Here is a 24,895-nt window from a genome sequence, read left to right on the forward strand (position 1 = left end):
AAATTTGCCATAATACGCGCTGCATTTTTTCGTATTAAGAGACTCAGATGTCCGATAACGCTCAACTTTCCGGTCTGTGCGACCGTTTTCGTGGTTTTTATCCTGTCGTCATCGACGTTGAAACTGCAGGATTTAACGCTAAAACCGATGCGCTGCTCGAAATCGCCGCCATCACGCTGAAAATGGATGAACAAGGCTGGCTGATGCCGGACACGACGCTGCATTTCCATGTGGAGCCGTTCGCTGGAGCCAACTTACAGCCGGAAGCGCTTGCGTTTAACGGTATCGATCCCTCTAACCCGCTACGCGGCGCGGTGAGTGAATATGAGGCGCTACACGCTATTTTCAAAATGGTGCGTAAAGGTATCAAAGACAGCGGTTGTAGCCGCGCCATTATGGTCGCGCATAACGCCACTTTTGATCACAGTTTTATGATGGCCGCCGCAGAGCGCGCCTCGCTGAAACGTAACCCGTTTCATCCGTTCGTCACCTTTGATACTGCGGCATTGAGCGGACTGGCGCTGGGACAAACGGTGTTATCAAAAGCGTGCCTGGCGGCAGGTATGGAGTTTGACGGTGAAAAGGCCCACTCCGCTTTGTATGATACCGAGCGGACAGCGGTGCTGTTTTGTGAAATTGTCAATCGCTGGAAGCGCCTGGGCGGCTGGCCGTTACCTTTGCCGACGGACAAATAACGAGGCTAACAACGCCGCTCTTGCTCACGATGGCGGTAAAAAAGCGACCTTTACAGGTCGCTTTCTCCTTGCACAGATTACTCTGCGTCCGGCTCCTGAGTTTTATATTTTGCCGCAGTTTCTTTAATAAGCTGCTGCAACTCACCACGCTGATACATTTCAATCACAATATCACACCCGCCGACCAGCTCGCCGTCCACCCACAGTTGTGGGAATGTCGGCCAGTTGGCGTATTTCGGTAATTCAGCGCGAATATCCGGGTTTTGCAGGATATCAACATAGGCAAAACGTTCCCCGCAGGCTGAAAGCGCCTGAACGGCCTGCGCAGAGAAACCACAGCTTGGCAGTTTCGGTGAACCTTTCATATACAGGAGAATCGGGTTTTCAGCGATCTGGCGCTGAATTTTTTCGATAGTGGTGCTCATTGTCTCGCTTCCTTAAACTACTTTTACGACTGAAGCCTGTCATTGTAACGGGTCAGGCTGGCAACGGAAAATAACATTTTCATCATGCCTTATTATTTTACCGTCTGCGGGAATAAGTTGTATACAAAATATCTTTTAAGCGGGTTGCCGCGCAGTGATTTGTAGATAACGCGTTCGTGTTTAGCATTAATTGCTATTTTTTTACATCTGTTAACGAAACATAGCTTCAGAAACCAAAAGCAATTACCAATCTGTGCTTTTGTAGATTAGAATTATCAGGTTTTGTAAATCATACGCAGGCATGAATTGCCTGCCTTTAACAGAGGATTGCTCAGTGGCGCGGATAAACAAAATCTCGATCACGCTCTGTGCTTTACTTTTTACTACTCTCCCCTTTACGCCAATGGCCCATGCTTCCAGGCAAGCCAAAGCGACGCCTGCTGTTTCTCATGTCACGAAAACGGCAGATAAAAAGAAAAGCACAACTAAAAAGATCAGTAAAACCAGCAAAAAAAACGTAAAAAAAACCTCAAAAACCAGCCATTCTTCTTCCGCTTCTACGCCAAAACGTACCACCGCCTCCACAAAATCTCGTCATACGACGCATCGTCGTAACAGAACCGCGCCCACGTCAATCGCCGCCCTCGACGTAACGGAAAAATGCACGACGCGTAAAGGCCGTAAGCCGCACTGCGTGAAGGGGAAAGGAACATTGCCGGTCTCTATTGCCGATGCGCATCGTGCAAAAGTACAAAAAGCGACGAAAACCGCGATGTCCAAGCTCATGAATCAGATTGGTAAACCGTATCACTGGGGAGGCGCATCGCCGCGCACCGGTTTTGATTGCAGCGGTCTGGTTTATTATGCCTATAAAGATTTAGTGAAGATCCGTATCCCCCGAACGGCGAATGAGATGTATCACCTGCGTGACGCGGCGCCCATTGAGCGTAGCGAGTTGAAAAACGGCGATCTGGTGTTCTTCCGTACGCAGGGGCGCGGCACCGCCGATCACGTTGGCGTCTATGTCGGCAACGGTAAGTTTATCCAGTCTCCGCGCAGCGGTCAGGAAATTCAGATCACCTCACTGAACGAAGAATACTGGCAACGTCATTATGTCGGCGCCCGCCGGGTGATGACGCCTAAAACAATTCGCTAATATTTTATCCTGTCGTTTAACGACAGGATAACTTCTTCTTTTGCGCCACCTCTCAATTTGCTACCCTATCCTTACGCGCACCAGGGTTATTGTGCGTGCGCAATATTAATAATAAGGAGAGAAGCAATGTCGTTCGAATTACCTGCATTACCGTATGCCAAAGATGCTCTGGCGCCGCATATTTCTGCTGAGACGCTGGAATATCACTATGGCAAACATCATCAGACTTACGTGACCAATCTTAACAATTTGATCAAAGGCACGGCGTTTGAAGGCAAATCGCTGGAAGAGATCGTGCGCACTTCCGAAGGCGGCATCTTTAATAACGCCGCTCAGGTGTGGAACCACACCTTCTACTGGAACTGCCTGGCGCCAAACGCCGGTGGCGAACCGACCGGGAAACTGGCTGATGCTATCGCGGCATCTTTTGGCAGCTTCGCGGAATTTAAAGCGCAATTCACCGATGCCGCTATCAAAAACTTTGGTTCCGGATGGACATGGCTGGTAAAAAGCGCTGATGGCAAACTGGCTATCGTTTCTACCTCAAATGCCGGTACGCCGCTGACTACGGATGCAACGCCGTTGCTGACGGTTGATGTGTGGGAACACGCGTATTACATCGACTACCGCAACGCCCGTCCAAACTATCTGGAGCATTTCTGGGCGCTGGTTAACTGGGAATTTGTTGCGAAAAATCTCGCCGCATAAGTCTGAGTACGCAGAAGGTACGCCTTCTGCGTTTTAGAGAGGGATAGAATAGAGGAGACGCCCCCCTCAGAAGAGAGGAAATCAGTGCAGAGCGGCCGTTAATCCACCTGCGACAATCACGCCCAGAACAATCAGCGTAGTAATCAACGAAAATTTCAGGTCGGTACTCATCAAGTTTTCTCCTTTTTATTCCCACACAAAAAGTGATATAGCGCATTTTTGCACATTCCCGCCCAAAAATCTCTCATGTTTTATATTGATAACTGTTTTTAACGCTTCCCCTTTTCCTCAAGATCAGACAAAATTCCAGGCTTACTGAATTAGCGTAACGGCCATTGACCCCTTCCTGACGTTCCGTGTCGTTTTTCCGGCGTGCCGCAACCCTGATGTTGCGATTAGGGTGTGTGTAGGCAAACGTTTACCTGGCGTTTCTCAGGAGCTTAGCGAGGGTCTGGAGTGAAATGTAATGGCAACAATTAAAGATGTAGCGAAACGAGCAAACGTTTCCACTACAACTGTATCACACGTAATCAACAAAACGCGTTTTGTCGCTGAAGAAACGCGTAACGCGGTCTGGGCGGCAATTAAGGAGCTGCACTACTCTCCCAGCGCCGTCGCGCGTAGCCTGAAGGTTAACCATACCAAGTCGATAGGCTTACTGGCGACCAGCAGCGAAGCGGCCTATTTTGCCGAAATTATCGAGGCAGTTGAAAAAAACTGTTTCCAGAAAGGCTATACGCTGATTTTAGGCAACGCCTGGAATAACCTGGAAAAACAGCGCGCCTACCTGTCCATGATGGCGCAAAAGCGCGTGGATGGCCTGCTGGTGATGTGTTCTGAGTATCCAGAACCTCTGCTTTCCATGCTGGAAGAGTACCGCCATATTCCGATGGTGGTGATGGACTGGGGTGAGGCGAAGGCCGATTTTACCGACACGGTGATTGATAACGCCTTTGCAGGCGGCTATATGGCGGGTCGTTATCTGGTTGAACGCGGCCACCGGGATATCGGCGTTATTCCCGGCCCGCTGGAGCGCAACACCGGCGCGGGCCGGCTGGCAGGCTTTATGAAAGCCATGGAGGAGGCGCTGATCAACGTGCCGGACAACTGGATTGTTCAGGGCGACTTCGAGCCGGAATCCGGTTACCACGCGATGCAGCAAATCTTATCGCAGTCACATCGCCCTACCGCCGTTTTCTGCGGCGGCGATATTATGGCGATGGGCGCGCTTTGCGCGGCTGACGAAATGGGGCTTCGCGTACCGCAGGACGTTTCGGTGATCGGTTATGACAATGTGCGTAACGCCCGTTTCTTTACCCCGGCGCTGACGACGATTCACCAGCCCAAAGACTCTTTAGGCGAAACCGCATTTAATATGCTACTGGATCGCATCGTCAATAAGCGTGAAGAGTCACAGTCTATTGAAGTTCATCCACGCCTGGTTGAGCGTCGCTCGGTCGCTGACGGCCCGTTCCGCGACTATCGGCGTTAATCCCCGCTGTCGGGAGCCTCTTCTGGCTCCCGCAGCCACTCCCGATTCAACGTTTCGCTATCGCCCAAATAGTCCAGCAGCCATGCCAGCGCGGGCGAGGCCTCGTTTTGCTGCCACGTCACGCAACAGGCCGCATCGGGAAACGGATTCTCTAACGTCAGCGCCACCCATTTTCCGCTGTCTATCCACTGTCGGGCAAAATGCGTCGGCACCATTCCCACGCATAGTCCTGCCGACAGGCAGGTTGCCGATGACTCCCAGTCCGGTACGACGACCCTTTTTTGGTTATCCAGCAGCCAGGTAATCCGTTTCGGTAAGGTTCGCGAAGTGTCCTCCCTGACCAGCGACGGCCAGTTGCGCAGGGTATCATCGCTTAACGGCCCAGGCATCGACGCCAGCGGGTGATCGCTTGCCACTACGCAGCTCCAGCTCAGGGTCCCCATATCCCGAAAAGCGTAACGCCCCCCTACCGGAATCGCCTGCGTCGCCCCAATCGCCAGTTCGACACGCCCGTCGGAGAGCGCGTCCCAGACGCCGTTAAACACCTCCTGAAAAACCAGCAGTTCAACATCGTCAAAATGACGATAGAAATCGACGATCATCTGCCGGGTACGTTCTGGTCTGACGATATTGTCCACCGCAATAGCTAACTGCCCGCGCCAGCCATTAGCAATTTGCTGACACTGCTGGCGAGTGATCTGCATTTTTTTGATAACAGAACGCCCTTCTTTTAAAAACCAGATGCCAGCAGGCGTTAGTTCAACATCACGGTGACGTCGTACAAAAAGCGGTACGGCCAGCCACTCCTCTAACTGACGAACGGTGTAACTGACTGCTGAAGGCACACGGTGCAGTTCTTGCGCCGCCGCGCTAAAACTGCCATTGCGCGCCACGGCGTCAACCACTTCAAGCGAGTATTCCGACCACATAATTTGCCTACAAAAATTTTGAATTCACTGGACAAATATTAACGTTTCACAACCGTAATTTCACTCCCTACACTCTGCGACAATGTCTGTTTGATAAGAAAGAGAAACAAATATGCAACCTGGAAAAGGTTTTTTAGTCTGGTTAGCCGGCCTTAGCGTGCTGGGGTTTCTGGCTACGGACATGTACCTGCCCGCGTTTGCCGCCATACAGGCGGATTTACAAACGCCTGCCGCCGCGGTCAGCGCCAGCCTCAGCCTTTTTTTAGCTGGCTTTGCCGTCGCGCAACTCCTCTGGGGACCGCTATCGGATCGTTATGGCCGTAAACCGATTTTACTGCTGGGGTTATCTATCTTTGCGCTCGGAAGTCTGGGGATGCTGTGGGTAGAAAGCGCGGCAGCACTGCTGACGCTGCGCTTTGTGCAGGCCGTCGGCGTTTGTGCGGCAACGGTAATCTGGCAAGCGCTGGTGACCGATTATTATCCTTCGCCAAAAATTAACCGTATCTTCGCCACTATCATGCCACTGGTGGGATTATCCCCGGCGCTTGCGCCCTTACTGGGAAGCTGGATACTGACGCATTTCTCATGGCAGGCGATTTTCGCCACCCTGTTCGTGATTACGTTGTTGCTGATGTTGCCGGCGCTGCGCTTAAAACCATCGGTAAAAGCGCGTACCGAAGGACAGGATAAACTCACTTTCGCGACGTTGTTACGCTCTAAAACCTATCGCGGTAATGTGCTGATTTATGCCGCCTGTTCCGCCAGCTTTTTTGCGTGGCTAACAGGGTCCCCGTTTATTCTCAGCGCGATGGGTTACAGCCCGGCAGTGATTGGCCTGAGCTATGTTCCGCAAACCATCGCTTTTCTGATTGGCGGATATGGTTGCCGCGCGGCGCTACAAAAATGGCAGGGCTACCAATTGCTTCCGTGGCTGTTAGGGCTGTACGCGCTGAGCGTTATCGCCACCTGGGGAGCGGGCCTTCTGAATAATGCCTCACTGGTGGAGATCCTGATTCCTTTCTGCGTAATGGCGATTGCTAATGGCGCCATCTACCCTATCGTCGTCGCGCAAGCGTTACGCCCTTTCCCTCAAGCCACGGGGCGCGCTGCGGCGCTACAAAATACGCTGCAACTGGGGTTATGTTTCCTGGCAAGCCTGGTGGTTTCATGGCTCATCAGCACGCCGCTGCTGACCACCACCAGCGTAATGCTCTCTACCGTTGTTCTGGCGGCGTTAGGCTACAAAATGCAGTCTCATGCAGAGTGCGCTGAGACCGGGTTTCCACATGCCAATGTCGCCCACGACAAGTCTCACTAAAAGCTTGTTAACCGCTGGTAATTAGCACGCTAACAATTTTCGGTTGAATCATCAAAAATTGCGGCCTATACTGATTCACGGTTGTTTATATTACGATAATTATTAGGCATTAACGGGAACCGGAGCGTTCCCGATTCACCATGGATGGCCTTTTCGGCAAGGGTTCCTCCCTTCCTCTGTTCTACGTCGGATAACTGGCTCACGGAATTGCCCGTGGGATTTCTCACAAAGCCAAAAAAGCGTCTACGCTGTTTTAAGGTTCTGATCACCGTCCAGTGATGGAGAAACTATGAGTTCATCGTGTATAGAAGAAGTCAGCGTACCGGATGATAACTGGTACCGAATCGCCAACGAATTGTTAAGTCGCGCGGATATTACAATTAATGGTTCCGCCCCGTCTGACATTCGTGTTAAGAATCCCGATTTTTTTAAACGCGTCCTTCAGGAAGGATCGTTGGGGTTAGGTGAGAGTTACATGGATGGCTGGTGGGAATGCGAGCGTCTGGATATTTTCTTCAGCAAAGTCTTACGTGCCGGTCTTGAAAATCAACTCCCCCACCATGTTAAAGATACGCTCCGTATCCTCGGCGCGCGTCTGATTAATCTACAAAGTAAAAAACGCGCCTGGATTGTCGGCAAGGAACATTACGATCTTGGTAATGACCTTTTTTCCCGTATGCTCGATCCCTATATGCAATATTCTTGCGCCTACTGGAAAGATGCCGATACGCTGGAAGCGGCACAGCAAGCCAAGCTGAAATTAATTTGCGAAAAGCTACAGCTACAACCGGGGATGCGTGTGCTGGATATCGGCTGCGGCTGGGGCGGCCTGTCGCAATATATGGCGACCCATTATGGCGTTAGCGTGGTGGGCGTAACGATCTCCGCTGAACAACAAAAAATGGCGCAGACGCGTTGCGAAGGTCTGGATGTCTCCATTCTCCTGGAAGATTATCGCGACCTTAACGATCAGTTTGACCGAATCGTCTCCGTCGGCATGTTCGAACATGTCGGGCCAAAAAACTACAACACCTATTTTGAGGTTGTTGACAGGAATTTAAAACCGGATGGTCTTTTCCTGCTCCATACTATTGGTTCTAAAAAAACCGATCATAATGTCGATCCGTGGATCAATAAGTATATTTTCCCCAACGGTTGTTTGCCGTCTGTTCGTCAAATCGCCGAGGCCAGCGAATCACACTTTGTAATGGAAGACTGGCATAACTTTGGCGCCGACTATGACACGACTCTGATGGCGTGGCATGAGCGCTTTATCAATGCCTGGCCAGAGATTGCGGGCAATTATAACGAGCGCTTTAAACGTATGTTCAGCTATTATCTCAACGCCTGCGCGGGTGCGTTTCGCGCGCGTGATATCCAGCTTTGGCAGGTGGTATTTACGCGCGGCGTTGAAAACGGTCTGCGCGTTCCTCGCTAATCATCACCCCCGCATTTCATGCGGGGGAATCTTATTTTCCGTTAGCCAATGTCGGCCTGATTTCTGACCGCATTTTCTCGCGCAGCCAGTACGCGTTCTACGGTATCGACAACCGCCTGCGTTTGCGGATCGATCTCGATATTCACACGCTCACCCAGTTTTTTTCTGCCAAGCGTAGTACGTTCCAGCGTTTCCGGAATGAGATGCACGCAGAAGCGCGTTGGCGTTACCTCGCCGACGGTCAAACTGATACCGTCAACGCCGATAAAGCCTTTGTACAGGATATACTTCATCAGGGACGCATCCTGCACTTTAAACCACACCTGATGGTTATTTTCGGAGGTCAGGATTTTCGCGATCTCCGCCGTCGTAATAATATGCCCCGACATCAGATGTCCACCGATTTCATCGCTGAATTTGGCGGCGCGCTCTACGTTGACCTCATCACCTACCCTCAACGCGCCCAGATTGGTGATGCGCAACGTTTCTTTCATCAGATCAAAGCTTATCTGGTTGCCGTTTATTTCAGTCACCGTCAAACAGCATCCGTTATGCGCTACCGACGCCCCCGTCTCCAGCCCCTCCAGCATGTAGTCCGGTAACGTCACCACATGGGTGCGAAAGTTGGGTTTTTCATCAATCGATACCAGTTTCGCGGTACCCTGTACGATCCCCGTAAACATATCTTCAACTCCTGAAATAAATAAAAGCAGAACTGTTCAGCACAATAGCAGGTGGAAAAACAGCTTGCCAGCAATGCGCCGTTAACAACTGTTTTTTCGCTGGAGAAATAGTAATACCCCGCTACAATAGACTGAAATTTCCCCTGCTATTTCTTTTGGCTGCCACTACGGCGGCTTTTTAGTCTTTCATATAACAACAAAATAAAAGGTGAATACGTGCAGAAGTATACCAGTGAAGCGCGTCAGTTATTAGCGTTAGCGATACCGGTGATCCTTGCGCAAGTGGCACAGACCGCAATGGGATTCGTCGATACCGTCATGGCGGGAGGCTATAGCGCTACGGACATGGCTGCCGTCGCTATCGGCACCTCTATCTGGCTTCCCGCCATTTTGTTTGGTCACGGCTTACTGCTGGCCTTGACGCCTGTGATTGCGCAACTCAATGGCTCCGGCCGTCGTGAGCGTATCGCGCATCAGGTTCGACAAGGGTTCTGGCTGGCGGGCTTTGTCTCCGTGCTGGTGATGATCGTCCTGTGGAATGCCGGATACATTATCCGCTCTATGCATAATATTGATCCGGCGCTGGCCGATAAAGCCGTGGGTTATCTTCGCGCGCTGCTGTGGGGCGCGCCAGGATACCTTTTCTTTCAGGTAGCGCGAAACCAGTGCGAAGGTCTGGCCAAAACCAAACCGGGTATGGTGATGGGATTTTTGGGCCTGCTGGTAAATATTCCGGTGAACTATATTTTTATCTATGGCCATTTTGGTATGCCGGAACTCGGCGGTATCGGCTGCGGCGTTGCGACCGCGGCGGTCTATTGGGTGATGTTTATCGCCATGCTTTCTTACATTAAACACGCGCGTTCAATGCGTGATATTCGTAATGAAACAGGCTTTGGCAAACCCGATAGCGTCGTCATGAAGCGCCTGATTCAACTGGGGTTGCCGATTGCGCTGGCGCTGTTCTTTGAAGTGACGTTGTTTGCGGTCGTTGCGCTGCTGGTTTCACCATTAGGTATTGTGGATGTCGCGGGTCATCAGATTGCGCTTAACTTTAGCTCGCTGATGTTCGTGCTGCCGATGTCGCTGGCTGCGGCGGTAACAATTCGAGTGGGTTATCGTCTGGGCCAGGGCTCAACGCTGGATGCGCAAACCGCAGCGCGTACCGGTTTAGGCGTCGGCATTTGTATGGCTGTGGTTACCGCGATCTTTACCGTTACTCTGCGTAAGCATATTGCTTTGCTCTACAATGACAACCCTGAGGTCGTGGCGCTTGCCGCGCAATTAATGCTGCTCGCTGCGGTTTACCAGATTTCCGACTCTATACAGGTTATCGGCAGCGGTATTCTGCGCGGTTATAAAGATACGCGTTCCATCTTTTTTATCACCTTTACCGCCTACTGGGTGTTAGGTTTACCCAGCGGTTATATCCTGGCGTTAACGGATCTGGTGGTGGAGCGTATGGGACCGGCAGGCTTCTGGATGGGGTTCATCATCGGCCTGACCTCGGCGGCGGTGTTAATGATGCTACGGATGCGCTATCTACAACGTCAGCCGTCCGCCATCATTTTGCAGCGCGCTGCGCGATAATACGACGATAGCCGTCGCATGGCGGCTATTTTCTCGACATGTTGCATATTTCCACCGCAATCAGGTGATTTCAGGAAGAAAATTGCGATTTCCCTCTTGCCTCATTGCAGTTGTGACGCTAATATTCGTCCCCGTTGTCACCTACAACGTTGCGTTCATAGCTCAGTTGGTTAGAGCACCACCTTGACATGGTGGGGGTCGTTGGTTCGAGTCCAATTGAACGCACCATCATTTTAATGCGTCTGTAGCTCAGTTGGTTAGAGCACCACCTTGACATGGTGGGGGTCGATGGTTCGAGTCCATTCAGACGCACCAATCCATTATTTTGTTTAATTTTATAATACGCTATCTGGCGCTTGTGCCAGGCTAAAAGCGATTATTTTCAGTCTCTCACCTTTATCGTCAAGCGCTGCTCTATACGCTATTACCCCTCTTAACCTTCGCAGTGTCTTGAAGAAGCATACCAAAAGCATTTATGGTGTTTCGGTAGAATGCGCATAATCTATCTTCATCACCATACGTAACAAGGCTGCAACGGGTTCAAATAACGTTTCAGGAATTTTATCTCCGCGTTCCACTTCAAAAAATAATGAGCGGGCCAGCTCAACATTTTCAACAACGGGGATGCAGTTGCGTTCAGCGATGTTAACAATATAGTTAGCTTGAGCATCACTGCCTTTTTCCAGGACGCGTGGTATTGGCATATCGGTGGGATGATAGCCAAGACAAACCGCAATATGCGTTGGATTACGCACTACCGCAACAGATTGTTTAACAGATTGAGCTAAACTCCCACTTTGTATTTCACTCTGCATTTCCCGACGCCGTGTCTTCATTTGAGGGTCGCCCTCCAGATCTTTATGCTCCTGTTTTACGTCATCTTTACTCATTTTTAGATCTTTTCTAATCTTATAATATTGAAAAGAATAGTCCAGTATGCCAACGACGATATAAAAAGCCATCACCCCTACCCATAACCATTTTATTAAAGAAGAAACCACAAGCACGCCACAGGCTAACCCACAGTACGGTAGCGCCCGAAAAGTACTGGCATAATAATAAAAGAAAAAGGCAAAGATAAGAGATAACATGATAACTTTCAGGCTGGATTTACATAATTCTACTACGCTATGTAAAGAGAATATCTGCTTAAAATTACTTACCGGATTTATGTGCTCGCTTTTAAAACCAATGGCCTTGCTGGCAATAACCACCCCCACCTGAAGAAACACGCTACCCACAGTAGCAACTATTACCCCAGCGCCCAGAAACAGCAGTGCAGAAGTCAATGACTCTATTAAAGCATGACTCAATTGCGTTAATGCATAAGAAAATGGTTTATTTACTAATTGTAATGTGAAAGTTATTGACTCAATCAGTATCAAAATCATCTTTTCAGTAAAGAAATGAAAATACAAATAAAGCGCAATCAGCTGAAATAATGATGTTATTTCGATACTTTTGACGACCTGCCCTTCCTTACGACCATCACGTAATTTCTTTTCTGTAGGCTGTTCTGTTTTCTCGCTCATACAGATGGGAACCAGTCTTTCAGATAAATATAAAACTTATCACTTTCAACCAAATAGTAATGAAGAGCATAAGGGAATGAGATCAGGAGCGTGAGTAGAACTAATATACTTTTGAGCGGCATTGAGAAGAAAAACACATTCAATTGTTGTGCCGACCGATTTAAAAGACCTAAAGCCAGATCGGCTAATACCATACATATTATGGCAGGAACAGAGAAACTGACACATAATTGATAAAGCGTTCTCCACTCTGCCTGGATATATTTTAAAAATTGCCGGTCAAATAATAAAGTACGCCCTGGTGGTAAATATTGATATGACCCATACAGAATATTTAATATAAACTCCATGCCGCCGCTTATAAAGAAAATAACACACAAAAACTGGCTGAAAAGCAAGCCAAAAAGTGAGGTTTCAGCTTCCATTGTAGAATTGAATATCGTACCCATTGTCGCGCCACGTAAAGTATCAAGCAGAAACCCCGCCATATCAACGGCCCAAAAGGGAACCGCCGCACAAAACCCAATTAAAAAACCAATAATCACCTCTCCGGTAACTAACCCTAACCAACTGTAATCTTTACCAATATGCATCATAATCTTCTGCTGGTAAATGATTGGTAATATCGGAAAGGTAAGTGACATAAGCACGCCATTACGTAAAAGTGCGGCCCCTAAACTGCCACTTTTTAATAAGGGAAGTAATAAAGAAAGGCTCAATGGTCGAATAAAAGCCACAGCCAATGCAATAAGCCACTCATTTACCTGTTGTGCCATTCAACCATGCTCTCCAATTCGTAACATTATCTGCCGGGTATAATTCAACAGGATACCGCTAAGCCATGGGTAGCTGACCATTAAGGTTATTGCAATTGCCAATAATTTAATCATAAACTGTAGCGTTTGGTCCTGTATTTGAGTCAAGGCCTGAACAAGGCTTACGATGACACCAACTACCGATGCCACCAACACTACCGGCATAGACGTAAAAAGGACGATCCATAAAAGTTGCGTTACAAATTGCGTCAATTCAGAATCATTCATGAAAAGCTCTGTACCAATTGCGCCAGTGTCAGATCCCAACCACCTGCCAGTAAAAATATTAGCAGCTTAAACGGTAATGAAATGGTCATCGGCGACACCATCATCATCCCCATAGCCAGCAGTATATTTGAAATAAGCAGGTCAATAGCCAGAAAGGGAAGATAAATAAGTAATCCAATCCGAAATGCCTGCGTTAACTGACTCACCGTAAATGCCGGAATTAATATGAGCAAAGAATCAGGTTTTATCTTTCTTTTTATGTCTTCAGGCCAGGTTCGTTTTATCAAATTCCGAAAATAATTGGCTTCCTTCTCTTCAGAGTTTTTTTGCAAAAACTGTCGATAAGGCGCTAATGCTTTACTGTCCCACTCAGACGTCCAGAAAGGAGCGCCAGCGACCTGAACCGGATGCCAGCGCTCTTTTACAGCTAATAGCGTCGGCCCCATAATGAATAAGGAAAGTACAAGCGCAAGGCCATACAGTGCGATATTTGGGGGAACTTGTTGAATACCCAGAGCATTTCGTAAAATCGAAAATACCACCGCCAGTTTAAGGAAAGAAGTTCCCATGACGATAATGAGAGGCAGTATTGAAAGCAGAAACAATATACCAATCAGTTGCAAAGGCGAATCGGGTAAAGACATACTGTATCTCTCATGACACGACCTGGAACGCTATTATATTGTTCGCATATTATTTTTCTTATCAGGTTTACGCTGTATTTTTGGAAAGATACCAACGTGTAATACGCACCATAAATTCATTGCCACAGGCAATCAACTCACCTTGCCCAATAATACGGTCATTTACTCTTATCGTCACCTCTGGCGCAAAACATCCCCCTACAGGCAAAACGTCCCCCGTTTTAAGTTGTCGTAATTGTCCAATTTCCAGACTCGCACGTCCGACCTCAAAGAGCACCTGTTGTGGTATCTGCTCAAGTTCGACTGAAGACGTTCCGTCACTCTTTGACATTGGGCTCCCTGACGCAAGTAGCGTTTCGATATCCTGGACTAATTCGTCAAATTTCATCGTGTTATCCTCTGTCAGCAACACCCTTGCGTAGATTCCCCCAGGTAGTTGAATAGCAAAAAAACCGAGTCTGATGTCGCCGAAGCAATGAATCCGAACGCCCATGCCGATTTCGATAGACTCAAGTTCAATTAATGTAAGCTGGCACCAGCCTGAATATACAGGGACTACCACAGGAGGGGCAGGATAAATCTGTTGACGCTCAGCAGAAAGCTCTCCGACTATATTGCGCAGAAAACCCGTTGGCCATGTAAAAATAATGCTATGGAACTCATGTTCTTCAACTATCCATTTAATATGCAACGCTAGCTGATGTGGTAGATTACTGCAGGATGTTGGCGGTTCGTTCTGACAGAGGGTTGCATCACTGGCTTGCAATAACGGCGCCAGCCCCCATTCAGCTATTCCATATAGCAATTCAGGATCGATAACCGATCGATTAGCGGTGCCAATTAACCCTTCACACCAGCGCTGCCAGCATTGTTCTGCAATCCACACCCTACCCAGCTCATTATGATAATGTATGGTAAATAATGTCCCTTGCTGTGCTGGATATTGTTGCATACTCAATGTCAGCTCACCAATGGTAGCGCCTTGCGTTGGAAGCATCTCCATCCACGGACGCTCTTCATTCGCTATTCTTAACATAGAATATCTCCAGGGAAATTATATACCCCATATGCAACAACTGAGACTCCAGCCACTGCTTTAGCGCTTTCATCGAACGGTAAATTTCATGATGAGGGACATTGACTCTTAACTGGATTAGCCCCCCTGATTCACATACTTCACACTCTACACCGTCAAGATAACCACCACTAACACGATAACGTTGCGTGAAAACCACGTTCTTGTTCAATGCTACAGGAGGATTATTCTCACCAATGGGCAATACCTGGTGCATGAGTTGTTCAAAGTCCATACGTTCCGCCTCCGCCTCGTTATCATCCTGATAAGACTGGCATGGCAACCCAAGACTTCCCTCAACTTTGGTAATACGCATCGCTTAATACCATAGTAATTTTTTCTTTCTTTTTCATAAGCGCATTAAAATTCTTCTGTAATTCGCTTCGCCGGGAGACAAGCTGCTGATACTGATTCTCTAACTGCTGCCGTTGCGTCAAAAAGCTCTGCGCCTGAGTGAATAACCCGGCCATTTGTTGTTTCTTATCCAACAATAAATGACAAGATAACGTACCTTGCCAGCCCATTAATTCTTTCAGTCTGGTAGACACTGCTAAAGCGCGCGTCTGGCAAATCTGCTGTTCCGTAATAATCGCCTGTTGCTGCTGATCAAGTACGGTAAGTTTGCCGCATAATTGCTTTTCACGCCGCGCGATTATCTCCAGCAAAGTTTCCATGATCACTCGGTGAGTATTTGGTGTAATTTTTCTATGAGTAGCTCGGGTCCGCATACTTCATCCTTACTTTGTCGCAAAAATGTGCAAATATCCGGATAGGTATCAATGGCTTTGTCAGTATCAGTATCAACTCCTCGCTGGTATTCCCCAATGCGTATTAATAGTTCAACCTCCTGGTAAAGCGCCAGGCACCGTCGCAATATCGCCGCCAGTTGACGATGCTCATGGCTGGTAACGACTGGAAAAACGCGGCTGAGCGTTGCCAACACGTCAATGGCAGGATAATGCCCCCTCTCTGCAAGCCGTCGGGATAGCACAATATGTCCGTCAAGCAGTGAACGGACTTCATCCGCCAACGGCTCATTCATATCATCGCCTTCCACCAGTACCGTATAAAATGCGGTAATACTGCCTTTTTCCCCCATTCCTGTACGTTCTAAAAGTCGTGGCAATGCACTAAATACGCCTGGCGGATATTCTCCAGAAACTGCGGTCTCTCCGGCGGCCAGAGCGATTTCCCGCGCGGCCCTGGCATAACGCGTCAGTGAGTCGGCAAGCAAGACGACTCGCTTTCCATTATCGCGAAAAAATTCTGCTATCGTGGTGGCCACAAACAGCGCCCTCACGCGCTCTAAGGCGGGTCTGTCAGAGGTTGCGACAACAATGACACAACGTTTTCGGGTCTCTTCAGACAGTGTAAAATCGATGAATTCGCGGACTTCTCGTCCACGCTCACCAATTAACACCAGAACATTGCTGTCTGCGTCTGGAGCATTACACAGCATCGCCAGAAGCGTGCTTTTCCCCACGCCAGGAGCAGAAAAAATACCCACTCGTTGCCCTTCGCCACAGGTCGCAACGCTATCAATAGCGCGAATCCCCGTCATTAATGGTTGAGTGATAGGCTGTCGAACCATTGCGGGAGGAGGCATTGCATCATAGTCTTTCCAGCAGACGTCGGGCAGTTCGCAGCCATCAAGGGGACGCCCAAAACCATCAATGACTCGCCCTAATAACGCTTCGCCCACGGGAACCTGATGGCGTCGCCTTAAGGCCATCACTTGCTGCCTGCAGTGAAGCCCGATAGTACTCGTAAAAGGAGATAGCAAAGCTTTGCTGCCATTAATCCCCACGACTTCAGCAAGTTCTTCTCCAGGCTTTATACAGCACAACTCGCCCATAAATACCCCAGGCAACCACGCATTTAACAACGTTGCGCTGACATCCTGAATTCGGCCCCATCGACAATAACCATCGGGGGGCGGATATTTCAGCCTCAGACGTTGCATCAATTCATTCTTCATTGTCCGCCAACTCCTCTTCGCTAAGGTCAATACTTTCTACCACTTGTATAAGGCTCTCCTCTCCTAATTCCTGCCATGACAAAATCGGTACGTCGAACAAGGTGGCTTCTGTAATTTTTCGCAAGAAACGTCGGGTGTCGACAGAAGTGACAATGAATAATTTGGCTGACTGCTTCAGCGCCTGCTCGATAAGTTGCAGGATCTGCGTCTTATGACGAGACGACAGCGCAGTATAGGTCCCCATTGCCGTCTGGCGAATGGATTCACGCACGAGGTTCTCAATACCTTCGCCGATCCGCAAAATCGGCAGCGGTTTTCCTTCCGGATTAAGACGACGCAGAATATGACGGCGAAGCGCGATACGGACATATTCTGTCAACATCAGGACATCTTTTTCACGTGGCGCCCAATCAATTAAGGTGCCGAAAATAAGACGTAAATCTCTAATAGAAACCCGCTCTGATACAAGCCGTTGCAAAGTTTCAGCGATTTTATTAATGGGTAACTGGCGCTGAAGCTCTTTCACCAGCTCAGAGTAGTTTTTTTCCATCGCATTCATTAGATAACGCGTTTCCTGAACACCAATAAACTCTCCCATATGCCGAAGCAGGACACATTTTAATAAGACAGAGATACGTTGGCTGCCTGCGAAAACGTCCAGTCCAAAACCTTGCGCCTTATGGGCCATATCTTTTGTAAGCCAACAGATCTGTCCCATCCCGTTCGGTAACGTCTGGCTGTCACCCACCACACTAGCGTCCGCGCCTATCAATAAATAATCCGCCTGGGCGGGAATAGATAAACTAAATACGGGTTCCTGATATAGCAGTACCGTTAATTTTTCGGTGGGTTCAGGCAAAACTTCAATATTCACCTCAGGGAGAGGAACGCCGGTATCCTCAAATAAAAACCATCGCATGGCGTCAATATCACGAATCAGGTCGGCAGAATGTAACGTCGGGGTAAGACGTAAGATTAGAGGACATGCGCCGGGAACCATACTATCTTTTTCCGGCGCTTCGACGCCATTTGCGGAAACCACAGACTTTTTGCGGCGAATGAGGATAATTGGCAATGCTAACAACGCTGAAAAGAAAGCGAGAGTGATAAAAGGAAAGCCAGGAATTAAAGCGAGGAGCATTAAAACAACAGCGGTTAATATGAGCGACTGAGGTTGTCTGGCAATTTGAGAACTCAACTCTGTCGCCAGGTTCTGGCGTTTCTCACCCGGAACACGGGTGACAATAATTCCCGCGCTAAGGGAAATCAGCAGCGATGGAATTTGCCCACATAAACCATCTCCGATTGACAGTACGCTATAAGTGTGAATAGCCTCACTCATCGACATATCATATTGCACGATAGCGATAATGATACCGCCGATAATGTTCACCAGAACAACAATAATACCGGCAATCGTATCGCCTTTAACGAATTTCATCGCACCGTCCATCGCACCGAGAAAGCGGCTTTCCTGCTGGACGTGCTGTCTTAATGTACGGGCATGGTCTGCATCGATAACTCCGGCACGCAAATCGCCATCGATACTCATTTGTTTGCCTGGCATCCCATCAAGCGAGAAACGTGCGCTAACTTCCGCCACCCTCTCGATACCTTTTGTAATGACAATAAACTGCACGATAGTAATGATGGTAAATACGACCAACCCAACGGTGAGATTTCCTCCTACGACAAACTTACCGAAGGCATCCACAATATTACCGGCATTATGTTGTAACAGTACCAGCCGTGATGTGCTGATTGTGAGTGACAAACGATATAATGTAGTAATAAGTAATAAAGACGGGAATACCGATAAATCGAGAGGGTCACTAAGATAAATAGCAATTAAGAGCAGGATCACTGAAAACATAAGGTTGATAGTAATCAGGATATCAACCATCCAGGTCGGTAAAGGTAACAGCATCATCACAATAGCGATTAATAACACCGTCGCCAGAACCATATCCTGCCGACCCGCGCATACACTGAGCCACTGTTGCGCCCTGATTCCCTCACCTAACCATGAACGCATTGCGACTCCAGAAATTTTATTTGTCGATGATGTAATCGTAACCAGAGCTCGGCGGAGCTGGAAAGAGGAGGAGAACAGCTCATTGCAAGCCCATCGCGCAACAAAAATAATCGCTGAGGAATACCCTGGAACGCTGCAGGTTTCCAGTGAGTTAAGGCTTTAAAAAGCAGATCTTCGTCTAAGAAGGTTTGCTTGAGTATCTGACATAAGTGAATACGACCGTTATGATAGTTTAGATAGGTTTCATATTGTCCTTGCCGCCAGAACATATTGGTTGCTAAAGGCCGTTGAGCTAATCCTGCTAATTGAATAAAAAGCTGAATATTACGTTCAGTAATGAGATCCCAATCCATCCTGCCGCCTCATGATGAGCCAGAACGCCAATTTACCTAAATATTGAAAGCCAGGTATCAGAATAAAACCTGATTTACCTTTACTTCACGAAGCGTTTCGAGAATTTGTTCACGTTGATCTTCGTCGTTAAAACAGTTATCGGGTATCAGCATAAACTGCGCATCAAGTTGTTGGAGTAACCGATTGAACATCTTCGATGAAGAAACTATAGCGGTAAGTCTATCAAGCAACCAATCACTGAAAAGCCAACGCTCACAAATGATATCGAGTAGTAGCGGCAGTAATGTATTAGGCGGCAACTGGCAAATCCACTCCTCACGCTGGCACTCTTTTTCAAGGCCAAGGAATAACAACAAACGACGCAAACGTACTAATGCTGCGGCCAAACGACTTTGCTCCGAGGGTTCGATGCATATGCTAAGTTCAAAGGCTATTGCTCTTAGCAAAATACGGACCCGTTCACAGCGATCCGGCCAGTCTGCCACTCGTCTGAACCACTGCGATAAGGGCATTTCATCGTTGTCTATCGCCTGTTGCATAAAACGCTTCAGCGAGGACAGCGTAGCGGTATCCACTTCGCCAAGTTCCAGTAAACTAAAAACGGCAAGTTCCCATCCCTCCTCCGCTGTAAGCGTATCCAGTTGCGATTGCAAATCGCGTTTTTTCTTTTTTGACAACCCGCCGGCAGTAAGCGCCATTGCAAGAGCGATAATTTGATACGCATTCTGTAAATCAGGATCACTATTCTCTTCAGTAAGCGGACGCAACGTTGCCCCATTATCCTCCTGTATTTGTTTTATCAAACGCAGCAAAGCCTGCTGTCTGCGCTCCAGTTTCTCAGCATCCGTGAATTTATAACTTTCGCGCAGTTTACCACTCAACGCCATTCCTATTTCTTCCATCGTCTCATAGAGCGCTGCCCCCGTCGTTTCCTGTAACTCCTGGAGAGCTAACATTGAAGGCGAAATAACCTCTTGTTCCTCTATAACCTGACCAGGGGTAAATGCTGTAGGGGGCGTCATTTTTATCTCATTAATTTTAATATTCATCGCTACCTCTTTTATCTTCACCATTACGTAACCATTTCAGTAACGCGTTGAAATGACGAGAAAGTGAAAATTCAACGGCATATCGTGTTGAGGAAAGTTCAGCCTGATCGGGAGAGAAACCAGGCTCGATAATCAACGTAAACCGCTTGCCAAAAGTTTCACGCATCAATGCCTCTTTTTCAGGATGAATACGCAAATAAAGCGCTCCCTCTTCCGCCATAGCCGTGGCCTGGCGTGCCAGACGATGGCACATAACACTGTCTACCGACTGTTGGTCGAACCAGGCCAACAGAACCTGTTCTATACTATTTTTAATATGATGCGCGGCGTGATCGACCAATGAACGAAATTGATTTTCATCGTCTTGTAAATGTTTTACATGCTGTTCCAGCCATTCCACTTCCATTTTTTCCAGCGTATTTTTACGCAACCACGCTAGTTCTTGTTGCTGCTCAACTTTCTGTTCACGCTGATAACGATAGGCGTCTCGGATGATTTTTTCAGCCTTACGGTAAGCGGAGCTCACAATAGCATGTGAAACTCTCTTAGCTTGTTGCTCTTGTGCAAATAAAGTTAATTGTAATGTTATCCACGGTGACTCAATAATATTTCGAGCGGGTAGCTTATGGTTAATTTCCGTCAGCGGAAGTGAAGTAAAACTCATAGCAAATGCTCCATGAAGATAATCTCGGTAAGAGAAGTCTTCGGCCAAAGTATACGCTGCGGAGGGGGTAATAATACTAATAGCGCATGTAAAACCGCATCATCATGCGCTTCCCGATTAAGAATGGCGGTACCGATCTGCAATGCAGTTTGTTGCATCACTTGCGGAGGAAGTAATTTGCCATCTTTTTGCCCCAACCAACCATATAGCTGCCAGATCTCATCCTCGCTAAACCACTGTAGAAGCAATTGCCGATACTCTGGTAGCATAAAATAGTCACTACACCTGAGTTTGAATAATCCCAGCCCAAAGGCAAATGCCGATATACGCGGCGCAAGACGAACCTGCCTTTTTTGCCTGTCATTTAAACAGGCTGGAATAACAGAGCTTCCTCTTAGTCTATTTAACGCTCTGTCAAGAAGACGATCCAACTCGGGCCGATCGCCATAACGCCAGCAGTTTGAAAGATGAAAGCCCAGCTTATCCAGCCATTCCGGTACAGCGTAACGAGCAGGTTGCCAGAAATAACGATAAAGTTGCAACACCTCGGGATCAGGTCGGCTCAAAAACGGCGTCTCAGGCAAAAATAGCCGATCAGGATGCCCACTCCTAATAACAGTCCTGTCAACGATAACATCAACTGATAAGGGTATTTCATCAACCACTTCTCCACCTTCCCTTTATTGGCGTTGATCACGTCCATAATCCAGAATGTTTGTCTCGCGGGTACATCAGGTACCATTCTGAATTCAGCAGGCTGCATCAAGATACTAATCTTACTGTATTGCAACCCAGGGATTGACATCTCTATTAAATCTTTAATTTTTACCCGAAAGGCCTCCATATTGACCTGAGGTGAATATTTTATAAATACGGCAACTGAGCTCGGAGAAGCGTTACTTCCCTCATCATAAGTCGGTAGCGCAATGGTCACTTTTGCATTAATCACGCCCTCCATCTGACTCAGCATTCCTTCAATTCTTTGTTCTTTTAAAAAATTAATCTTCTGCTGTTCTTCCTGGGGTGATACCACTAACTGATTAGCCGGAAACATCTTATCCGCCGTTGTAAACTGCCTATGCGGATAACCGTTAAGTCTAAGTAGCTCAACCGCATTAATAAACTGCGACTGCTCGACACGTAAGGTTACACCATCCTCTTCCTGTTTTTTTTCCGCATCAATATGATGCTGCATAAGTAATGCCAGCATTTGATTCGCCTCATCTTCTGGCAATGAGCGATAAAGATCCACATCACATGCCGTAAGAAAGAACGTAAGGACAGTAAGAAATACTATACGATGAACCTTCATGTCATATTATCCAGCTTATTAAGCGCTTGCGATGCTGCGCCTGATATTCTGGCAAGATAATCGACGCCTACCGTTAACTGCATATAATCCATTTGTCTGGTCAACATAACCTGCGGTAATAAAGCACTGGCGTTACTGGTGGATGCATCATCTTTCAGCAATTGTTCAAAAAAATTAATTTGCTCCTGGCTCGGTTCTGCAGAGGACTTTACATAAGATTGAGTGCTTACAGGCACTACGCTCATATCAGAAATATTCAATTTTCAAACCCCTCATTCGGTGCAGGAAATAACAGACGCAGCGCCATAGCCTCTGGCAAATCAATATCCGATAAAATTTTCGCGGCTTTTAGCGGCTCATTTAAACCCGCCAATAATAATGCCAGACATACCAACTGTAATTTTTTATCCGGAACAATAACCGTTAGCGCTGGTAACATCGCATGTACCTGGGAAATCAGGCTATGGTTAACGCCCGCAAACATGATTTCCAGCAGCAACCGTCGAACATCGTCGCTAATAACTTCAGATTTTAGCAATGATTCCACTAAGCATATCCTTGATCATTTTGATCAGTGAACTTTCGTAATTAATAAATGTAGAATACTGCTGTAAGGCAAATTGCGCTTTAATCATCGATTCTGGGTTTAGCAAATCATTACCATTCATTTTGTCATTAATGGCCTGACCTGCCTGGTGCGCCATATGGGAGAGCATATCCACTAATTGTGCAATATCCATAATGCTTTTCCTTAAAATAAATACATCGTAAGGATACTGGCAACATAGCAAAATTTTGAAAGCAATGAACATCCGGTATATACCTGAAAACGATTACTCCGGCGCACGTTGTTCTGGCGTCACCTGAGCCAGCAAACGATATAATGGGCTGCTGACCTGCATACCGGTCATTGCCATCCCATCCATACCGAAGCGAGTAAAACTCATTAGTCCATAGGTAATATCATTAAGACGCTCTAATAAATGAGGCTGTAATCCCAAACTACCACTCCAGTATGAATGCGTCATTACCGTCGCGGTTAAGGCTAATCTACCGCCCAGGGAGACGGCTTTAGCAATCGCCATACTTTTGCGTTGATTGGCGAAACAATTAGCAATATAAAAAACGGCATTGCCTATACTGTCGTGAGCCATAGGCAAATGATGTTTATGATGGTAGATAAGACAGGCGACATCCGCGATGGCAATAGCAAGGCCAATCCCTGCCAGGGCTACGAGCGGCGCGCCTCCACCACTTAGCACTGTTAATGCTATTCCAGCGGAACAGCATAAAATCTGTCCGCCCAAAATAACCGTTTGCCAACTAAAAATTTCTTTTGGAAAACACTCTATCACTCGTTTCGCAAGTCCGGCCAATAACCGCTCTTTTCCTTGTTGAGGACCTATTCTACCACTCTCCATATTGGTTTCCGGATGTGGCAATGAAGGACATGGAGGTGATTCCTCAGGCGCGTTAACAGGACGTTGCCCTGCTACCTGAGCATTTGGGCTAACAGGTTTCATGGTTCTCCCCGAGATGTATGACCAGAACTGTCCATTAATGCAGGTGCAGTAGCAGATTGACAGAGCGCTGCCATTTGTTCTGCCAATAACACACTGGAATCGGTATGAAGTTCATCAACAGAATTTTCCTGATCGTCGCCAGAGGGGCGGGCAAGGCAATAATCCAGTACCGCACCTATCGCCGTCAGGCTAACGGAGGTAATTACACTCCCCATGTCCAAAGAGGCCGCAATATTTTCAGCGGCGGGCAGCGGAAACTGTAGGTGTATAACCAACGAAGAAATAGCGATTCCTGAACGTATTAATAAAGAAAGACAATTAGCAAGGGTGTTAGCGCAGTTAAGACTTGCCCCACATTTTAAGGCCAGCGCACTGACCACAAGAGCAACGCTATCACTGGCGGTTTGTAACGGCTCCTTTTGCTGACATATCAATTGATAATTATGATACGCACAGCAAGCATCCCCAATAGCAATCACGAGCGCCGCCCCCGCAAGGATAGCAATGGGTAATCCTGCTCCGCCAGAAATTACCGCTGCAGCAACCGATAATCCAAACACGACTGTCGCACCCAGCGCACGAATAGTGTATTGCATAAAATGTATCGCATAATCCCTCTGCTGCCTTATTTGTTCAGGCGTAAGCAGTACTGGGGCTGCGGGGGTGCCAGGGGCTGGAATTTCAGGGGGAGGAAACGATGCCTCCTTCGCTTGTATATCGGAAGGAGGACTATTACCATCGACTATATTGCTTGCCGCTGACGGAATATGAATTTTCATATTTCGTTCTGTTATTTAAGCAATAAGAGTATCAACCATTATTTGCGCATTCTGGCGAATCTCACTCCATGAGGCATCCGCATAACTCATCTTGATTGCGGTTTGAAAAGCCTCTCTCGCCAACCCGGGTTCCCCCATCATTTTGAGACAGACGCCCGTTTGGTAAACCGGTTCTGGATGGCTGGCATCCAGCATCAAGGCATGTCCATAGAAATTAATGGCTGTCGTGTATTCTTTAAGCATCATCCAGGTGCCAGCCAATGCAATATGGGCACGCCAACTCCATGGCTGGGCCATCACCAGCCAACTAAAATCGATTACGGCGCGCGAATAATCCCCCTCCTGCCATGAGGCGTAACCACTGGCATAAACGCTTTCCGGATCAACGGATAAGAGCTGTTTCAGAATGTCTTCGGGTATTTTATTTTTCTGATCTTCTTTCATCATCATACCTATTGATTGTTATTTTCACG

General features: G+C 47.7%; 31 protein-coding genes and 2 tRNA genes. 9 read left to right on the forward strand and 24 right to left on the reverse strand.

Annotated elements, in window-relative coordinates; genetic code table 11:
* Positions 1–47: 47 nt before the first annotated feature.
* Positions 48–695, forward strand: a complete 648-nt coding sequence (gene rnt, locus ABVN44_RS00325) for a ribonuclease T (RefSeq protein WP_001282272.1) — start codon at positions 48–50, stop codon at positions 693–695.
* Between the two features lie 77 nt (positions 696–772).
* Here the strand turns inward: rnt and grxD are convergent, their stop codons facing one another.
* Positions 773–1,120, reverse strand: coding sequence for a monothiol glutaredoxin 4 (gene grxD, locus ABVN44_RS00330; RefSeq protein WP_000108176.1), 348 nt, complete (start codon positions 1,118–1,120; stop codon positions 773–775).
* Positions 1,121–1,454: 334 nt separating this feature from the next.
* Here grxD and ABVN44_RS00335 point away from each other — a divergent pair, with 334 nt between their 5' ends.
* Both ABVN44_RS00335 and sodB read left to right on the forward strand, forming a co-directional pair.
* Entirely contained in the window at positions 1,455–2,276 is an 822-nt protein-coding gene (locus ABVN44_RS00335) for a C40 family peptidase (protein WP_048348851.1), read from the forward strand.
* A gap of 126 nt (positions 2,277–2,402) precedes the next feature.
* A complete protein-coding gene (gene sodB / locus ABVN44_RS00340) occupies positions 2,403–2,984 on the forward strand; it encodes a superoxide dismutase [Fe] (RefSeq protein ID WP_000007299.1) in 582 nt (193 codons plus the stop codon).
* A gap of 81 nt (positions 2,985–3,065) precedes the next feature.
* On the opposite strand, the gene ABVN44_RS00345 is transcribed toward sodB, so the two are convergent.
* Entirely contained in the window at positions 3,066–3,155 is a 90-nt protein-coding gene (locus tag ABVN44_RS00345) for a YnhF family membrane protein (protein WP_000102277.1), read from the reverse strand.
* 295 nt (positions 3,156–3,450) lie between these two features.
* On the opposite strand from ABVN44_RS00345, the gene purR reads away from it, so the two are divergent.
* Complete coding sequence (gene purR / locus ABVN44_RS00350) at positions 3,451–4,476, forward strand: HTH-type transcriptional repressor PurR (protein WP_000190992.1); 1,026 nt, start codon at positions 3,451–3,453, stop codon at positions 4,474–4,476.
* On the opposite strand, the gene punR is transcribed toward purR, so the two are convergent.
* On the reverse strand, positions 4,473–5,405 hold the full coding sequence (gene punR / locus ABVN44_RS00355; RefSeq protein WP_000269513.1) for a DNA-binding transcriptional activator PunR: 933 nt from the start codon (positions 5,403–5,405) through the stop codon (positions 4,473–4,475). The two genes, purR and punR, sit on opposite strands and share 4 nt — an antisense overlap.
* 112 nt (positions 5,406–5,517) lie before the next feature.
* Between punR and punC the strand changes: the two genes are divergently transcribed.
* Together punC and cfa are read left to right on the forward strand one after the other, a co-directional pair.
* Positions 5,518–6,723, forward strand: coding sequence for a purine nucleoside transporter PunC (punC, locus tag ABVN44_RS00360; RefSeq protein WP_393954233.1), 1,206 nt, complete (start codon positions 5,518–5,520; stop codon positions 6,721–6,723).
* Between the two features lie 289 nt (positions 6,724–7,012).
* Positions 7,013–8,161, forward strand: coding sequence for a cyclopropane fatty acyl phospholipid synthase (cfa, locus tag ABVN44_RS00365; RefSeq protein WP_000098879.1), 1,149 nt, complete (start codon positions 7,013–7,015; stop codon positions 8,159–8,161).
* A gap of 41 nt (positions 8,162–8,202) precedes the next feature.
* Here the strand turns inward: cfa and ABVN44_RS00370 are convergent, their stop codons facing one another.
* Positions 8,203–8,844 carry a riboflavin synthase gene (locus ABVN44_RS00370; protein WP_000493971.1) on the reverse strand — a complete coding sequence of 214 codons (642 nt, stop codon included), beginning with the start codon at positions 8,842–8,844 and terminating at the stop codon, positions 8,203–8,205.
* 216 nt (positions 8,845–9,060) lie between these two features.
* Here ABVN44_RS00370 and mdtK point away from each other — a divergent pair, with 216 nt between their 5' ends.
* The 3 genes from mdtK to ABVN44_RS00385 all read left to right on the forward strand — a co-directional run bounded on the left by mdtK (position 9,061) and on the right by ABVN44_RS00385 (position 10,749).
* Positions 9,061–10,434 (forward strand): multidrug efflux MATE transporter MdtK, encoded by a 1,374-nt coding sequence (mdtK, locus tag ABVN44_RS00375; RefSeq protein WP_024148470.1) that lies wholly within the window; start codon positions 9,061–9,063, stop codon positions 10,432–10,434.
* A gap of 151 nt (positions 10,435–10,585) precedes the next feature.
* Positions 10,586–10,662 (forward strand) — tRNA-Val (locus tag ABVN44_RS00380).
* 10 nt (positions 10,663–10,672) lie between these two features.
* Positions 10,673–10,749: transfer RNA gene (locus ABVN44_RS00385), tRNA-Val, on the forward strand.
* A gap of 158 nt (positions 10,750–10,907) precedes the next feature.
* On the opposite strand, the gene ssaU is transcribed toward ABVN44_RS00385, so the two are convergent.
* From ssaU to sscB, 20 genes are all read right to left on the reverse strand, one after another.
* Entirely contained in the window at positions 10,908–11,966 is a 1,059-nt protein-coding gene (ssaU, locus tag ABVN44_RS00390; protein ID WP_001291715.1) for an SPI-2 type III secretion system apparatus protein SsaU, read from the reverse strand.
* The gene (gene ssaT / locus ABVN44_RS00395; RefSeq protein WP_023232000.1) at positions 11,963–12,742 is read right to left on the reverse strand and encodes an SPI-2 type III secretion system apparatus protein SsaT; all 780 of its coding nucleotides are present in this window, start codon (positions 12,740–12,742) and stop codon (positions 11,963–11,965) included. Before ssaT ends, ssaU begins: the two co-directional genes overlap by 4 nt.
* On the reverse strand, positions 12,743–13,009 hold the full coding sequence (gene ssas, locus ABVN44_RS00400) for an SPI-2 type III secretion system apparatus protein SsaS (protein WP_000999982.1): 267 nt from the start codon (positions 13,007–13,009) through the stop codon (positions 12,743–12,745).
* Complete coding sequence (gene ssaR / locus ABVN44_RS00405; RefSeq protein ID WP_000056367.1) at positions 13,006–13,653, reverse strand: SPI-2 type III secretion system export apparatus protein SsaR; 648 nt, start codon at positions 13,651–13,653, stop codon at positions 13,006–13,008. Before ssaR ends, ssas begins: the two co-directional genes overlap by 4 nt.
* A gap of 67 nt (positions 13,654–13,720) precedes the next feature.
* Positions 13,721–14,689, reverse strand: coding sequence for an SPI-2 type III secretion system cytoplasmic ring protein SsaQ (gene ssaQ / locus ABVN44_RS00410; protein ID WP_023231999.1), 969 nt, complete (start codon positions 14,687–14,689; stop codon positions 13,721–13,723).
* A complete protein-coding gene (gene ssaP / locus ABVN44_RS00415) occupies positions 14,670–15,044 on the reverse strand; it encodes an SPI-2 type III secretion system apparatus protein SsaP (protein WP_023231998.1) in 375 nt (124 codons plus the stop codon). The genes ssaQ and ssaP overlap by 20 nt, the downstream gene beginning before the upstream one ends.
* Positions 15,025–15,402 carry an SPI-2 type III secretion system apparatus protein SsaO gene (ssaO, locus tag ABVN44_RS00420; protein ID WP_129339501.1) on the reverse strand — a complete coding sequence of 126 codons (378 nt, stop codon included), beginning with the start codon at positions 15,400–15,402 and terminating at the stop codon, positions 15,025–15,027. Before ssaO ends, ssaP begins: the two co-directional genes overlap by 20 nt.
* Positions 15,403–15,404: 2 nt before the next feature.
* Positions 15,405–16,706, reverse strand: coding sequence for a SctN family type III secretion system ATPase SsaN (gene ssaN / locus ABVN44_RS00425; protein ID WP_048348852.1), 1,302 nt, complete (start codon positions 16,704–16,706; stop codon positions 15,405–15,407).
* The gene (gene ssaV / locus ABVN44_RS00430) at positions 16,696–18,741 is read right to left on the reverse strand and encodes an SPI-2 type III secretion system apparatus protein SsaV (RefSeq protein WP_023232143.1); all 2,046 of its coding nucleotides are present in this window, start codon (positions 18,739–18,741) and stop codon (positions 16,696–16,698) included. Before ssaV ends, ssaN begins: the two co-directional genes overlap by 11 nt.
* Positions 18,726–19,094 (reverse strand): SPI-2 type III secretion system apparatus protein SsaM, encoded by a 369-nt coding sequence (ssaM, locus tag ABVN44_RS00435; RefSeq protein WP_000383706.1) that lies wholly within the window; start codon positions 19,092–19,094, stop codon positions 18,726–18,728. The genes ssaV and ssaM overlap by 16 nt, the downstream gene beginning before the upstream one ends.
* A 57-nt stretch (positions 19,095–19,151) precedes the next feature.
* Positions 19,152–20,168, reverse strand: coding sequence for an SPI-2 type III secretion system apparatus protein SsaL (gene ssaL / locus ABVN44_RS00440; protein WP_000238886.1), 1,017 nt, complete (start codon positions 20,166–20,168; stop codon positions 19,152–19,154).
* Positions 20,134–20,808 (reverse strand): SPI-2 type III secretion system apparatus protein SsaK, encoded by a 675-nt coding sequence (gene ssaK, locus ABVN44_RS00445; protein ID WP_023232142.1) that lies wholly within the window; start codon positions 20,806–20,808, stop codon positions 20,134–20,136. Before ssaK ends, ssaL begins: the two co-directional genes overlap by 35 nt.
* Complete coding sequence (locus ABVN44_RS00450) at positions 20,805–21,353, reverse strand: type III secretion system domain-containing protein (protein ID WP_023199466.1); 549 nt, start codon at positions 21,351–21,353, stop codon at positions 20,805–20,807. The genes ssaK and ABVN44_RS00450 overlap by 4 nt, the downstream gene beginning before the upstream one ends.
* Positions 21,354–21,370: 17 nt before the next feature.
* Positions 21,371–22,120: an SPI-2 type III secretion system apparatus lipoprotein SsaJ gene (gene ssaJ / locus ABVN44_RS00455; RefSeq protein ID WP_000862878.1), complete on the reverse strand. Its 750-nt coding sequence runs from the start codon at positions 22,118–22,120 to the stop codon at positions 21,371–21,373.
* A complete protein-coding gene (gene ssaI, locus ABVN44_RS00460; RefSeq protein ID WP_023232141.1) occupies positions 22,117–22,365 on the reverse strand; it encodes a SctI family type III secretion system inner rod subunit SsaI in 249 nt (82 codons plus the stop codon). Before ssaI ends, ssaJ begins: the two co-directional genes overlap by 4 nt.
* Positions 22,366–22,376: 11 nt before the next feature.
* Entirely contained in the window at positions 22,377–22,667 is a 291-nt protein-coding gene (locus tag ABVN44_RS00465) for an EscG/YscG/SsaH family type III secretion system needle protein co-chaperone (protein ID WP_000444713.1), read from the reverse strand.
* Positions 22,645–22,860: a type III secretion system needle filament protein SsaG gene (gene ssaG, locus ABVN44_RS00470; RefSeq protein WP_000350226.1), complete on the reverse strand. Its 216-nt coding sequence runs from the start codon at positions 22,858–22,860 to the stop codon at positions 22,645–22,647. The genes ABVN44_RS00465 and ssaG overlap by 23 nt, the downstream gene beginning before the upstream one ends.
* Positions 22,861–22,953: 93 nt before the next feature.
* Positions 22,954–23,643 (reverse strand): pathogenicity island 2 effector protein SseG, encoded by a 690-nt coding sequence (gene sseG, locus ABVN44_RS00475; protein ID WP_000805835.1) that lies wholly within the window; start codon positions 23,641–23,643, stop codon positions 22,954–22,956.
* Positions 23,640–24,422, reverse strand: coding sequence for a type III secretion systems effector SseF (gene sseF, locus ABVN44_RS00480; RefSeq protein ID WP_023232140.1), 783 nt, complete (start codon positions 24,420–24,422; stop codon positions 23,640–23,642). Before sseF ends, sseG begins: the two co-directional genes overlap by 4 nt.
* Positions 24,423–24,437: 15 nt before the next feature.
* On the reverse strand, positions 24,438–24,872 hold the full coding sequence (sscB, locus tag ABVN44_RS00485; protein ID WP_000979962.1) for a SycD/LcrH family type III secretion system chaperone SscB: 435 nt from the start codon (positions 24,870–24,872) through the stop codon (positions 24,438–24,440).
* Positions 24,873–24,895 lie beyond the last annotated feature (23 nt).

The organism is Salmonella sp. SJTUF15570, assembly GCF_043357055.1.
Taxonomy (GTDB): Bacteria; Pseudomonadota; Gammaproteobacteria; order Enterobacterales; family Enterobacteriaceae; genus Salmonella; species Salmonella enterica.

Excerpts from the sequence above, each read along its gene's own strand:
- rnt (WP_001282272.1), top strand. The coding sequence starts at position 48 with ATGTCCGATAACGCTCAACTTTCCGGTCTGTGCGACCGTTTTCGTGGT.
- grxD (WP_000108176.1), bottom strand. The coding sequence starts at position 1,120 with ATGAGCACCACTATCGAAAAAATTCAGCGCCAGATCGCTGAAAACCCG.
- sodB (WP_000007299.1), top strand. The coding sequence starts at position 2,403 with ATGTCGTTCGAATTACCTGCATTACCGTATGCCAAAGATGCTCTGGCG.
- ABVN44_RS00345 (WP_000102277.1), bottom strand. The coding sequence starts at position 3,155 with ATGAGTACCGACCTGAAATTTTCGTTGATTACTACGCTGATTGTTCTG.
- purR (WP_000190992.1), top strand. The coding sequence starts at position 3,451 with ATGGCAACAATTAAAGATGTAGCGAAACGAGCAAACGTTTCCACTACA.
- punR (WP_000269513.1), bottom strand. The coding sequence starts at position 5,405 with ATGTGGTCGGAATACTCGCTTGAAGTGGTTGACGCCGTGGCGCGCAAT.
- punC (WP_393954233.1), top strand. The coding sequence starts at position 5,518 with ATGCAACCTGGAAAAGGTTTTTTAGTCTGGTTAGCCGGCCTTAGCGTG.
- cfa (WP_000098879.1), top strand. The coding sequence starts at position 7,013 with ATGAGTTCATCGTGTATAGAAGAAGTCAGCGTACCGGATGATAACTGG.
- ABVN44_RS00370 (WP_000493971.1), bottom strand. The coding sequence starts at position 8,844 with ATGTTTACGGGGATCGTACAGGGTACCGCGAAACTGGTATCGATTGAT.
- ssaU (WP_001291715.1), bottom strand. The coding sequence starts at position 11,966 with ATGAGCGAGAAAACAGAACAGCCTACAGAAAAGAAATTACGTGATGGT.
- ssaT (WP_023232000.1), bottom strand. The coding sequence starts at position 12,742 with ATGGCACAACAGGTAAATGAGTGGCTTATTGCATTGGCTGTGGCTTTT.
- ssas (WP_000999982.1), bottom strand. The coding sequence starts at position 13,009 with ATGAATGATTCTGAATTGACGCAATTTGTAACGCAACTTTTATGGATC.
- ssaR (WP_000056367.1), bottom strand. The coding sequence starts at position 13,653 with ATGTCTTTACCCGATTCGCCTTTGCAACTGATTGGTATATTGTTTCTG.
- ssaQ (WP_023231999.1), bottom strand. The coding sequence starts at position 14,689 with ATGTTAAGAATAGCGAATGAAGAGCGTCCGTGGATGGAGATGCTTCCA.
- ssaP (WP_023231998.1), bottom strand. The coding sequence starts at position 15,044 with ATGCGTATTACCAAAGTTGAGGGAAGTCTTGGGTTGCCATGCCAGTCT.
- ssaO (WP_129339501.1), bottom strand. The coding sequence starts at position 15,402 with ATGGAAACTTTGCTGGAGATAATCGCGCGGCGTGAAAAGCAATTATGC.
- ssaN (WP_048348852.1), bottom strand. The coding sequence starts at position 16,706 with ATGAAGAATGAATTGATGCAACGTCTGAGGCTGAAATATCCGCCCCCC.
- ssaV (WP_023232143.1), bottom strand. The coding sequence starts at position 18,741 with ATGCGTTCATGGTTAGGTGAGGGAATCAGGGCGCAACAGTGGCTCAGT.
- ssaM (WP_000383706.1), bottom strand. The coding sequence starts at position 19,094 with ATGGATTGGGATCTCATTACTGAACGTAATATTCAGCTTTTTATTCAA.
- ssaL (WP_000238886.1), bottom strand. The coding sequence starts at position 20,168 with ATGGTGAAGATAAAAGAGGTAGCGATGAATATTAAAATTAATGAGATA.
- ssaK (WP_023232142.1), bottom strand. The coding sequence starts at position 20,808 with ATGAGTTTTACTTCACTTCCGCTGACGGAAATTAACCATAAGCTACCC.
- ssaJ (WP_000862878.1), bottom strand. The coding sequence starts at position 22,120 with ATGAAGGTTCATCGTATAGTATTTCTTACTGTCCTTACGTTCTTTCTT.
- ssaI (WP_023232141.1), bottom strand. The coding sequence starts at position 22,365 with ATGAGCGTAGTGCCTGTAAGCACTCAATCTTATGTAAAGTCCTCTGCA.
- ssaG (WP_000350226.1), bottom strand. The coding sequence starts at position 22,860 with ATGGATATTGCACAATTAGTGGATATGCTCTCCCATATGGCGCACCAG.
- sseG (WP_000805835.1), bottom strand. The coding sequence starts at position 23,643 with ATGAAACCTGTTAGCCCAAATGCTCAGGTAGCAGGGCAACGTCCTGTT.
- sseF (WP_023232140.1), bottom strand. The coding sequence starts at position 24,422 with ATGAAAATTCATATTCCGTCAGCGGCAAGCAATATAGTCGATGGTAAT.
- sscB (WP_000979962.1), bottom strand. The coding sequence starts at position 24,872 with ATGATGATGAAAGAAGATCAGAAAAATAAAATACCCGAAGACATTCTG.